This is a genomic window from Actinosynnema pretiosum, from assembly GCF_002354875.1.
In the GTDB taxonomy this organism is placed as follows: Bacteria; Actinomycetota; Actinomycetes; order Mycobacteriales; family Pseudonocardiaceae; genus Actinosynnema; species Actinosynnema auranticum.
On sequence record NZ_CP023445.1, the window covers coordinates 3,522,386 to 3,533,939 of the forward strand.

8 protein-coding genes are annotated in these 11,554 nt (G+C 75.4%); 6 read left to right on the plus strand and 2 right to left on the minus strand.

Annotated features, from left to right (window positions below):
* The first annotated feature begins 1 nt into the window (after position 1).
* Positions 2-2,782 carry an AAA family ATPase gene (locus CNX65_RS15285; RefSeq protein WP_269770702.1) on the plus strand — a complete coding sequence of 927 codons (2,781 nt, stop codon included), beginning with the start codon at positions 2-4 and terminating at the stop codon, positions 2,780-2,782.
* A gap of 98 nt (positions 2,783-2,880) precedes the next feature.
* Here the strand turns inward: CNX65_RS15285 and CNX65_RS15290 are convergent, their stop codons facing one another.
* Positions 2,881-3,948, minus strand: a complete 1,068-nt coding sequence (locus CNX65_RS15290; RefSeq protein WP_096493680.1) for an IS701 family transposase — start codon at positions 3,946-3,948, stop codon at positions 2,881-2,883.
* Positions 3,949-4,112: 164 nt separating this feature from the next.
* Here CNX65_RS15290 and CNX65_RS15295 point away from each other — a divergent pair, with 164 nt between their 5' ends.
* The 4 genes from CNX65_RS15295 to CNX65_RS15310 are packed head-to-tail and all read left to right on the plus strand — an operon-like array spanning position 4,113 to position 10,201.
* On the plus strand, positions 4,113-5,366 hold the full coding sequence (locus CNX65_RS15295; protein WP_232519849.1) for a cytochrome P450: 1,254 nt from the start codon (positions 4,113-4,115) through the stop codon (positions 5,364-5,366).
* Entirely contained in the window at positions 5,360-6,199 is an 840-nt protein-coding gene (locus CNX65_RS15300) for a class I SAM-dependent methyltransferase (protein ID WP_096493682.1), read from the plus strand. Before CNX65_RS15295 ends, CNX65_RS15300 begins: the two co-directional genes overlap by 7 nt.
* Positions 6,200-6,209: 10 nt before the next feature.
* A complete protein-coding gene (locus tag CNX65_RS15305; protein ID WP_157767670.1) occupies positions 6,210-7,097 on the plus strand; it encodes a hypothetical protein in 888 nt (295 codons plus the stop codon).
* A 32-nt stretch (positions 7,098-7,129) separates the two neighbouring features.
* Positions 7,130-10,201 (plus strand): non-ribosomal peptide synthetase, encoded by a 3,072-nt coding sequence (locus CNX65_RS15310; protein WP_096493686.1) that lies wholly within the window; start codon positions 7,130-7,132, stop codon positions 10,199-10,201.
* An 8-nt stretch (positions 10,202-10,209) separates the two neighbouring features.
* On the opposite strand, the gene CNX65_RS15315 is transcribed toward CNX65_RS15310, so the two are convergent.
* A complete protein-coding gene (locus CNX65_RS15315) occupies positions 10,210-11,019 on the minus strand; it encodes an SDR family NAD(P)-dependent oxidoreductase (protein ID WP_096493688.1) in 810 nt (269 codons plus the stop codon).
* Between the two features lie 86 nt (positions 11,020-11,105).
* Between CNX65_RS15315 and CNX65_RS15320 the strand changes: the two genes are divergently transcribed.
* Entirely contained in the window at positions 11,106-11,459 is a 354-nt protein-coding gene (locus CNX65_RS15320) for a VOC family protein (RefSeq protein WP_096493690.1), read from the plus strand.
* Positions 11,460-11,554 lie beyond the last annotated feature (95 nt).

An 11,554-nucleotide genomic window follows, 5' to 3' on the forward strand; every position in this document is an offset into this window, starting at 1 on the left:
TGTGTTCCGGTTCCGCTGTCGCGCGTTCCGGACTTATCCGGCAGGTTCGTTGGGGGAAATCTTGGGCAACTTGGTTGAACGAGACCAACAACTCGCTGTCCTCACTGGAATGCTGACCGACGCGCTGCGCGGCTCGGGTGGCGTCGCCCTGGTCAGAGGTCCTTCGGGCAGTGGGAAGACCGCGCTCCTGAACGCCTTCGCCGAGCACGCCTCGGCGCTCGGCGTGCGGTGGCTCGGCGCCACCGCCTGGGGTGCGCGCGCCGACCGGGCCGCAGGGCTGGCCGACCAGCTCGCCCGCGCGGGCGGGAGCGCCCCGGCCCCGCCCGACCACCGGGAGGACCACGTGCCGCTCGTGGTCGCCGTCGACGACTTCCAGCACGCCGACGTGGGCTTCGCGGACGAACTGCTCCACCTCGCGCGCGAACTCCGCTTCCGCCCCGCGCTGCTGGTGCTCGCCGAGCTGACCCCGCTGCGCCCGCACCAGCACCCGGCGCGCTCGCAACTGCTGCGCCACCCCAGGTTCTCCTCCATCCGCCTGGGCCCGCTGTCCAGGGACGGGGGCGCGACCCTGATCGCCGGGAGCGTGCCGGACCAGGTCCCGCGCCCGCTCCTGGACGCCGCGCACGCGGCCACCGGAGGCAACCCCGCCCTGGTCAGCGCGATCGCCGAGGACCTGGGCGCGGGTCTGCGCGAGCCGCCGTGGGGCGAGTCCTTCGGGCACACCGTCCGGGCCTTCCTGGACGCCGCCGAACCCCCGGTGCGGGAGGCCGCCACCGCGCTGGCCGTGCTCGGTCCCTCCGCACCGCCCCGCGCCCTCGCAGCCCTGCTGCGCGTCGACCCGACCACTGCGGACGCCCGGCTCGGCGCGCTCGTGGAGGCTGGTCTGGTGCAGGCCCGGCGCTTCCGGCACCCCGCCGTCGGGGCCGCCGTGCTGGCGGGGACCGACCAGCAGACCCGATCCGACCTCGACCATCGCGCCGCGCTCGTCCTGCGCGACCTGGGCGCCCCGGTCACCGCCGTCGCCCGGCACCTGCTCGACGCGGGCGCGCTGCCCGGTCCCGCCACCCGCTGGGAGGCCGCCGTGCTGTCCGAGGCGGCCGAGCACGCGATCGCCTCGGACGAGCTCGACCTGGCGCGCCGCCACCTGGAGCTGGCCCGCCAGCGGTGCCCGGACGAGCACGGGCGCGCCGAGCTGGCCGCGCGGCTGGCCGTCGTCGACTGGCGGCTCGGCACCACAGGGGTCACCGGCAAGCTCCCCGAACTGCTGGAGGCGGCTGACCGGGGTTTCCTGCGCGACGACGACGCGCTGGAGGTCACCGGACAGCTGCTGTGGCACGGCCGCATCGCGGAGGCGGCGCGGCTCCTCGGCCGCGTGGGCGGCGACGTGAGCCCGGCGGGGCTGCGAGCCGCCCACCTGTGGGTGGCCCTGTCGTGCCCCGCGCTGCTGGCGCACATGCCCTCCCCGGCACCACGCGGCCTCGACCCCGCCGCGACCATGACCACCGACACCGACGCCAGGTTGCGCGCGGTCGAGGCGTTGGACGCCCTGCTCCGGGGCGGACCGGACACCGCCCCGGTCAACGAGGCCGTCCGGGTGCTCCAGGTCGGGGCCGCCTCCAAGTCCTCCCTGGAACCGAGCGGGTTCGCGCTGCTGGTGCTGCTCTACGCGGACCGCTTCGAGGAGGCCCGCTCCTGGTGCGAGCTGCTCATCGAGCTGGCGCGCGACCGGGGCGTGCCCGCCTGGCAGGCGACCTTCGCCGAGATCCGCGCGCAGATCGCCGCCCGCACCGGCGACCTGCCCTCGGCGGTGCGCCACGCGCACGCGGCCCTGGCGTCCACCTCCGCGCGCGGCTGGGGAGCCGCGGTCGGGGTCCCGCTCGGCGTCCTGGTGGAGGCCCTGGTCGACATGGGCCGCTTCGCCGAGGCCGAGGAGGCGCTCAACCGCCCCGTGCCGCCGACGATGTTCCAGACCCGCTGGGGCCTGCACCACCTGCACGCCAGGGGGCGCTACCACCTGGCGACCGGGAGGCCGCACGCCGCGCTCGGCGACTTCCTCGCCGTGGGTGAGCGGTTGCGCCTGTGGGACCTGGACCTGCCCGCGCTCATCCCGTGGCGCACCGGCGCGGCTGAGGCGCACCTGGGGCTGGGCGATCGCGCCGCCGCCGCCAGGCTGCTGGCCGAGCAGTCCGCGCTGCCGGGTGGCGGCGGCCCCAGGTTGCGAGGCACGGCGTTGCGGGTGGGCGCGGCTGCGGCTGAGCCGGGGCTGCGGGTCCGCCTGGCGAAGGAGGCGGTGGACCAGCTGGAGATCGCGGGCGACCGGCTCGAGCTGGCCAGGGCGTTCGTCGAGCTGTGCGCGGCGTTCCGCGCGTGCGGCGACCCGCGCAGGGCCAGGACGGTGGCCCGGCGGGCGCTGCTGGTGGCCGAGGGCTGCCGGGCCGAGCCGCTGGTCGAGGCGCTCGCCGGGCACAGCGGAGCGGGCCACCCCGAGCCGCGCCAGGACCCGGCGCCCGGCGTCGAGGACGTGTGCTCGCTCACCGGCGCCGAGCGCAGGGTGGCCGAACTGGCCGCGGTCGGCGCCACCAACCGCGAGATAGCCCGCACCCTGGTCGTCACGGTCAGCACGGTCGAGCAGCACCTGACCAAGGTCTACCGCAAGCTCAGCGTCCGGCGCAGGACGGAGCTGCCCGCCGCGCTGGCCATCCACGTCGGGCGCGGCGACGACCCGTGGCGGACCGGGGCGGGGCCGCGGTACGCCGACCACGGGCCCCGGAGGCTCGCCTGAACGAGGTGGGCGGACCGGGCGGGCGGTGAGCGGAGGAGCGGCGCCCCCTGGACGACCAGGGGGCCGCCGCCCTGCGGCTGATCCGGGCCGCAGCGGGGTCAACCGGCTTCCGCGCCGCACGTCGCGAGCCAGGCGTCGGCGAGCATCGACAGCGTGACGTGCGCGTGCCACGCCCGCCAGGACCGCACCTGGTACTGACCCAACCCGGCGCGGGCGTCCGCTCTGCGCAGGCAGTCCTCCGCGTGCCCGCACGCGCTCGCCGCCGAGACCAGCTCCAGCAGGGTGGCCCTGCGCGGCCCGTAGCACAGGTGCGGGGTGACGCCGGTCGCGTCGCGCCGGGCCAGCAGCCACCGCGCCCGGCCCGGCCTCTGCGGCGCGCGCAGCGCCACCCTCGCCCACACCCCCTCACCCGCGCGCCGCCACGCCCCGGCAGGCAGCGCGTCCACCAGCTCCCCGGCGCTCGTCACGCCACCGTCCGCGCCCACCGACGGCGCGTCCCCGTCGACCACCAGCACGTGCGGCAGGTCCCGCTGCTCCAACCACACCCGCAGGCGGGCGTCGCGCCCGTGCTCCCCGCCCCCGGCCACCCAGCGGAAGGGCACCCCCGCCCCCAGCGCCCGCTCCACCATCTCCGCGCCCCGCCTGGCCACGGTCGCCGACCCCACCCGGTCCGGCACCCCCGCTGCCGCGCGCCTGACCGGGTCGTCGACCCACGGGTCCGGCAGGTGCAGCTCCCGGTCGACCAGCGCGCGACCCCGCGCGGAGGAGTAGGCCAGGAACACGCCCACCTGGCAGTTCTCCACCCGCCCGTCGGCTCCCCGGCGCTGCCGGTGCACGCCCGCCGACCGGTCGCCCCGCTTCGCGAACCCGGCGTCGCCGAGCACCAGCGCCCCGCCCGCTTCACCGAAGCGCGCCACGACGTGGTCCCGCAGGTCGTCCCGAACGCCGTCCACGTCCCAGTCCGCCGAGCGCAGCAAGCGCTGCATCCCGTCGGGTGACACCTCCTGAGCCCACTCGGCCAACGTCCACCCGTTGGCCCGCGCCAACCCCGCCGTCAACCCCAGCAGGTACTCGCGGGCCCGCGCGCGGGGCTCCGCCCGCGCGAACCGACCGGCGATCCGAGCGTGCACCCGGTCCAACTCCGCCTCAACCGCGTCGACCACCACTCGCCCATGGTCCACCCCCTGGGGTCACAAGTGCCGTTGCAGCACTAGGGGGTTCGCAGGGGTTGGGGGTCGGGCAGCTCGTCCATAGCTTCGCTCCCAGGGCTCGCCGGGCGGTGCCGAGGCGCCCAACGACGAGCACGGACCTGCGGCTTGGGAGAACGACTGTGACTGACACGGCGACCGGCGGCGGCGCGGCGCGACCGCTCAGCTACCCGATGCCCCGCGAGCACCCGCTGCGCCCGCCCGCCGAGTACGCGGTCCTGCGCGCCGAGCGGCCCGTCCAGCGGGCCGTGCTCCCCTCGGGCAGGCCGGTGTGGCTGGTCTCCAGGCACGACCTGGTCCGCCAGGTGCTGACCGATCCGAGGATCAGCATCAACCGGTTCCACCCCGGCTTCCCGCACCTGTTCCGCAACGTGCAGAGCCCCACCGAGCAGGTGGGCCAGGTGCGGTTCAACCACTCGCTGATCGGCCGGGCCTTCTCGGTCGACGGTCCCGAGCACGCCGCCCGCAAGCGCCTGGTGGTCGCCGAGTTCACGGTGAAGCGGGTGCAGCAGCTGCGGCCCCGCGTCCAGCGGGTCGTGGACGAGCACGTCACCGACCTGCTCGCCCAGGACCGGCCCGCGGACCTCGTGCGGCACCTCTCGACCCCGGTGCCGTCCAGGGTGATCAGCGAACTGCTCGGCGTCCCGCTCGCCGACCGGCCCTTCTTCCTGGAGAAGACCAGGTTCATGGTCGACCAGTCCAGCACGGTCGAGCAGCGGCAGGCCGCCAACTCCGCGGTGCTCGGCAAGATCGACGAGATCGTCTCGCTGCGCGAGCGCGAACCCGCCGACGACCTGCTGAGCAGGCTGGTCGACAAGAACCGCGAGACGGGCGCGCTCAGCCACGACGAGATCGTGGGCATGGCGACGTTCCTGCTCATCTCCGGGTTCGAGACCACCGCCAACATGATCTCGATGGGCGTGCTCGGCCTGCTGGAGAACCCCGAGCAGCGCGATCGCCTGGTGGCCGACCCGGAGCTGGCCGCGAGCGCCGTGGACGAGCTGCTGCGCTACTTCAGCGTCTCCGACCCGGCGGGCTCCCGCGTGGCGCTGGAGGACGTCGAGGTCGGCGGCGTCGTCATCCCCGCGGGCGAGGGCGTCATCGCCCTGGCGGGCTCGGCCAACTGGGACGACGAGGTCTTCGCCGAACCGGGCTCGCTCGACATCACCCGACCCGAGGCGCGCAAGCACCTGGCCTTCGGCCACGGCGCGCACCAGTGCCTCGGGCTGCACCTGGCCAGGCTGGAGCTGGAGGTCGTGTTCGGCGCGCTCTTCCGGCGCGCTCCCGGCCTTCGCCTCGCCGTTCCCGTGGAGGAGTTGCGCTACAAGCACGGCGCCAACATCTACGGCGTCCACGAGGTGCCGGTCACGTGGTGAGGGACGGGGTCGTCTTCGACCGGCTGGCCGAGGTCTACGACGCCTCGGAGGTCCAGTTCTTCAAGCCGGTCGCGCGGGAGCTCCTGCGCCGCCTCGACGTCCGCCAGGGCGAGCACGTGCTCGACATCGGCTGCGGGCGCGGTGCGGTGCTGTTCCCCGCCGCCGAGGCGGCGGGGCCGGGCGGGCGCGTCGTCGGCGTCGACGTCTCCCCGGCGATGGTCGGCTCCATCGCCGAGCGGGTGGCCGCCCTGCCGTCGGTCGAGGTGCTGGTGATGGACGGTTCCCGGCCGGACTTCCCCGACCGCAGCTTCGACGTCGTCACCGGCAGCATGAGCGTGGCCCTGTTCCCCGACCTCCCGGCCGTGCTGGCCCGCTGCGCCCGGTTGCTGCGCCCGTCGGGGCGGCTGGGCGTCACCGCCCCGGTCCCGCCACCGAGCCTGGCCGACTGGAGGCTCGGCCCGCTGCGGGTGGGGCGGATCGTCGAGGAGATCGACGTCGACGCCGCAGCGGCGAACCCCGCGCTGGCGCGCTTCTTCGGCCCGCACCCCTTCGGCCGGCCCGGCGAGATCGGGGACCTGCTGACCGCCGCCGGGCTCACCGACGTGGTCGAGCACCGGCAGGACGTCGAGCTGGCGGCGACCACCGCGGACCGGATCGTCGAGTGGACCCGCTCGAACGGGCTGCGCCTGTTCTGGGACCTGGTTCCCGAGCACCGCAGGGCCGCGGTCGAGCGGGACCTCGTCCGGGACCTGGAGGCGGGCGCCTCGGCCGGCCGCGTCACCGCGAGCTACCCGGTCAGCTACCACCTCGCGCGGTCGCCCGGCGAGGAGTGAGGAGGAGGACGTGGAGGAGTCCGGAGTGCGGGAGACGGCTGCTGGGGAGACGGCTGCGGGGGAGACGGCTGTGCGGGAGGTGGGCGCGGGAGGTCCGGGGACGGGCGCGTGGAACCGGCTCCGGGAGGGGGCGCGCGGCCTGCTGCTGGCGTTCGACTTCGCCGCGACCGGCAGGCCGGAGGCGTCGTTCTCCGACCTGGTCGACCGGCTGGACGACTGGGAGGTCTGGGAGACCGCGCAACCGCCGCTGGGCGCCGAGGTCGGGCTCGGGGCGGCGGGCTACCTGGAGCGGTGGGCGGCGGGCATCCCGTCCGACCGGCCGGTGGCCGCGGTGCTCGGGTTCTGCGCGGGCGGCGTGTTCGCCGGCGGTGTCGCCGAGGAGTTGCGCCGCACCCGCGCCACCCCGCCGCTGCTGCTGCTGTTCGACCCCGAGGCTCCCACCGCGCTCACCCTCCACCACCAGTTCCACAAGGTCGTCCACAGCCTCACCGGGGTGCTGGGCGACGACCGCGTCGCACGGGTGGTGGAGGCGGGTCGGGCCGAGCTGGACCGCGCCACCGACGTCGCCGGGTACGGGGCGCGGCTGGTGGAGCTGTTCGAGGAAGCGGGCAGGGGAGCGTTCGCCGAGGCCGGGCTCGACGACGAGTACGCCGCCGAGCTGACCGGCACCTACCGGTCCTTCGTCTCGTACCTGGTCGCAGCCGCCCAGGTCGACCACGTCCCCGGCTGGGCCCCGGCGGTCGCCCTCAGCTCCGCGGGCCCCGCCAGCGGGCTCAACCCGCTCCCGCCCGACGTGCGGGAGGCGCTGGTGCGCGAGGAGCTCCGGTTCGACACCGGTCACGCGGACCTGCTGCGGGACCCGGCCGTCGCCCGCGCCACCGCCGCCCTGCTCGCCTGAACGGCGCGCCCCGACCTGGAGGGACCAGCGTGATGCGACCGGCTACCCGCAAGGAACAGGCCCTGTGGCTGCTCGAACGGCTGGTGCCGGACAGCGGGGCGAACAACCTGCACCTGGCGTTCCGGGTGCGGGGCGAGCTGGACGCCGCCCTGCTCGACCGGGTGCTGTCGGCGCTGGTGCGCAGGCACCCCGCGCTGCGCACCGCGTTCCTGGCGGACGAGACCGGTCTGCGCAAGCGGACCCGACCCGAGCTCCCGGTGGCCTTCGAGCACCGGGTGTGCCCGCCCGAACGGGTGGGCGCCGAGTTGCGGGCCTTCGTCGCCGAGCCGTTCCAGCTCGACGGCGGCCCGCTGCTGCGCGCGCTGAGGCTGCGCTGCGGTGAGCAGGAGGTGTGCTGCGTCGTCGTCCACCACCTGAACTTCGACACGGTCTCCGCGACCGTGCTGCACGAGGAGTTCGTGGCGCTCTACAACGCCTTCTCGGCCGGCGAGCCCGTGCCCGACGGACTCGCCGGCGTCGCGGAGCCGTTCACCGAGCCCGAGCCGGGGGCGGAGAGCGTCGCCTACTGGCGCGAGCGGCTGCGCGACGCGAACCCCGGCGAGCTGGGGCTGGCGTGCGGGCACCCGGACGCGCACGAACCAGACCTGGTGGGTTCCCAGGTCACCTGGGCGTTCGCGCGGGAGAGCGCAGGCGCTGTGCGCGGCCTGGCCAGGGCGCTGCGCGTGCCCGAGGCCGTGGTGCTGCTCGCCGCCTACTTCCTGCTGCTGCGCGCGCACGGCGCGGGCCCCGACCTGGTGGTGGGCTCACCGATCAACGGCCGCGACCGCGCGTCGGCCAGGAGCGTGGGCTACCACGTCACCGTGGCGCCCCTGCGGTTGCGGGTCGACCGCGAGGAGTCCTTCCGCGACCTCGTCCGGCGCGCCAGGGACGTCTTCTTCGGCGCGATCGCCCACCGCGACGTCCCGATGGACGACCTGCTGTCAAAGGCCCCGCGCACGGGCTCCTCCTGGCGGCACACCGTCTACCGGCACGCCTTCAACTACGTCCCGGACGGCGGCGCACCGGAGTTCGAACTCGGTGGCCTGCCCGCCGAACCGGTCGCGGTCGACGCCACGACCAGCAAGTTCGATCTGGAGTTCTTCCTGCTGCCGACGGCTGAGGGCCTCGGCGTGCGCGCCGCCTACCACGCGGGTTCGCTCGACAGGGCGGACGCCCAGGCGCTCGTGCGGCGCTACGAGGCGCTGCTGCTCTCGCTGGCGCGCGACCCGGACCGGCCGGTCGGGCAGGCCCGCGCGTGGAGCGCGGAGGACGTGGCGGTCATCGGGAAGGCCAACCGCACCGGCGAACCCGTGCCGTGGCGGTCCGCGCTCGCCGCGGTGGCCGCGTCCGCGCTCGCCGCGCCCGAGGCCGTGGCGGTCCTGGACGGCGAGCGCGCGGTCACCTACCGACTGCTGTGGGACGCGGCGGCCTCCACCGGCGAGCGGCTGCGCGCCGCCGGGGTCCGTCGGGGCGACGTCGTCGCCCTGGTCGCGCCCAGGGGCGCCGAGCTCGCCTCGGCGGCGCTGGGGGTGTGGCTCGCGGGCGCCACCTACCTGCCGCTCGACCCCGACCACCCCGAGCAGCGCCTCGCCTACCAGCTCGCGGACGCGGGGGCCCGCGTCGCGCTCACCTCCGTCCCGCTGCCGGAGGGGGCGGACTGCGCCGCGCTGCCGCTGTCCCCGATCGGCGCGGAGCCCCGGAGGCCCGTGGGACCCGTCGAGGAGCCCGCCGCACCCGCTTACGTCATCTACACCTCCGGTTCGACCGGCCGTCCCAAGGGGACGGTCGTCGGGCACGCCGCGCTGGCCAACCTGATCGGCCACTTCGCGGGCGAGCTGGGCGTCGGCCCCGGAGCGGGAACGCTCTGGTCGACCACGTTCTCCTTCGACATCTCGGCGCTGGAGCTGTTCCTGCCGCTGGCCACCGGGGGGCGCCTCGTGGTCGCGCCGGACGAGGCCCGGTTCGACGGCGGCGCGCTGCGCCGGGTGCTGGAGCGGCACGACGTGGCGGTCCTGCAGGCGACGCCGACCACGTGGCGCCTGGTCGTCGACGACGTCGCGGACCTCCTCGCGGGCCGGGCGGTGCTGTGCGGGGGAGAGCCGATGCCCCCGGTGCTGGCGCGGCGGCTGCTGGACACCGGGTGCGAGCTGTGGAACCCGTACGGCCCCACGGAGACCACGATCTGGTCCACGGCCGGACGGGTGCACGAGGTCGGGGGGCGGGGGATCACGGTGGGCGGGCCCATCGCGAACACGACGGTGTTCCTGCTCGACGGGGAGGGGCGCGAGCTGCCCGTCGGGGTGACCGGCGAGCTGTGCGTCGCGGGCGCGGGCGTGGCCGTCGGCTACCTCGGCAGGCCCGAGCTCACCGCCGAGCGCTTCGTGGAGCACCCCGAGCACGGCCGCTCCTACCGGACCGGTGACCTGGCGCGCTGGACCCAGGACGGCGCGCTGCGGCTGCTCGGGCGCGCCGACCGGCAGGTCAAGCTGCGCGGCAACCGGATCGAGCTGGCCGAGGTCGAGTCGGTCCTGCTGGCGCACCCCGACGTCGCGGGCGCCTCGGTGGTGCTGTCCGGCGAACCCGACGGCGACGCGGTCCTGGTCGCCTTCGTGGAGGCGCCGGACGGACCCGGCCTGGTCGACCGGTTGTGGGAGCACGCCCGAGCGCTGCTGCCCCCGGCGGCGGTGCCGCACGAGTTCGTGCCCGTCGACTCGATCCCCCAGACCGGCAACGCCAAGGTCGACTACCCGGCGCTGGCCCGGCTCGCTGCCACGCGCGCCGCCGAGCGCGCCGCGGACGGCGACGACGCCCCTCCGGACCCGCTGACCTCGGAGGTGGTCGACCTCTTCCGGGAACTGCTCGACCGGCCCGACGTGCGATCGGGGACGAACTTCTTCGCCCACGGAGGGCACTCCCTGCTCGCCGCCAAGCTCGCCCAGCGGATCAAGGGGAGCACCGGCGTCCGGATCCGCCTCGCCGACGTCTTCGAGCGGCCGAGCCCGGCGGCGCTCGCGGACCTCGTGCGCGCCGCCGGGAACGGCCTCGACCGGGGAGGGGCCCGGTGAGAGAGCGCCTAGCCGGTGGGCGCGGACAGCAGCGCGCCGAAGTCGTCCTCCAGCGCCGGGAGGAAGTCGCCCAGGTTCGGCAGCACGTAGAACTGGTCGGACAGCACGGCCTCGGCCGTCATCCAGGCGACCCGCTCGGCGCTCATGCCGTGCGGGTGGGCGGCGCGCGCGTGCGCGGCCAGCGCCGCAGCACCCTCGGGCAGGTCCTCGACCTCGCCGGGGCGGGGCGTGTTCGGGTCCATGTTGCTCACCACCGCGCCGGGGCACAGCAGGCTCACCCCGACCGGCGTCCCGGCCAGTTCCGCGCGCAGCGACCGGGTCAGCCCCACGACCGCGTGCTTGGCGGCCGTGTAGGGGGCGATGTAGGGCGCCTGGAGCAGTCCGCCGACCGAGGAGGTGTTGACGACGTGCCCCGGTTCCCCCTGCGCGAGCAGGCGGGGCACGAAGGACCTGACGCCGTGCACCACGCCCCACAGGTCGACGTCGAGCACCCACCGCCAGTCCTCCAGCGGCAGCTCCCAGGACAGGCCCATCCGCGAGACCCCCGCGTTGTTGCACGCCACGTGCACCCCGCCGAACTCGGCCTCGGTGGCGTCGGCGAACCGCTCCACCGCTTCGGCGTCGCGCACGTCGGTCGGCACCGCCAGCGCCCGTCCGCCGAGCGCGCGCACCGCCTCGGCGGTGTCCGCGAGCGCCGCGGTGTCGACGTCGGCCACCGCCACCGACATCCCGCGACTCGCCAGCTCGAGCGCCAGCGCTCGGCCGATGCCGCTGGCCGCGCCGGTCACGGCGGCGACTTTCCCGGACAGCTCCCTCATGTCTTCCCCTCTGCTCCCGAAAGAATCGAACCAGTCGGCAATGGTGCCACAAGAAATCTCTTCAGCACACGGTTCGGAGGAGTTCTGTGATCACTCGTGCGGCGTCGGTCGCCATCCCGGTCTCGGATCAGGACGAAGCCATCGGGTTCTTCGTCGGCGTTCTCGGTTTCGAGAAGCGGGTGGACGTGGAGATCGGCGGGAGGCGGTGGGTCGAAGTGGCCCCGCCCGGCGCCGACACCGTGCTGACCCCGTACACCTGGGTCGAGCACCACGGTGACCGGGTCGGCGGCTTCAGCCGGGTTGTCCTGGAGTGCGACGACGTCCGCAAGACATGCGACGAGCTGCGGGAACGCGGTGTTCCGTGCGAGTGGGCCGATGGCGGCGGCTACGCGGTGGTGACCGACCCGTCCGGCAACGAGTTCGTGCTCGCGCCGCGCTGAGACCGGCTGGGCCGACCCGCCCGCCGGAGCGCGGCGAGCGGTCGAATGCGATCCGGCGAATGCGCTCGACCTGGGCCGTGTGAGTGGCGGAAATT

Excerpts from the sequence above, each read along its gene's own strand:
- CNX65_RS15310 (WP_096493686.1), top strand. The coding sequence starts at position 7,130 with ATGCGACCGGCTACCCGCAAGGAACAGGCCCTGTGGCTGCTCGAACGG.
- CNX65_RS15315 (WP_096493688.1), bottom strand. The coding sequence starts at position 11,019 with ATGAGGGAGCTGTCCGGGAAAGTCGCCGCCGTGACCGGCGCGGCCAGC.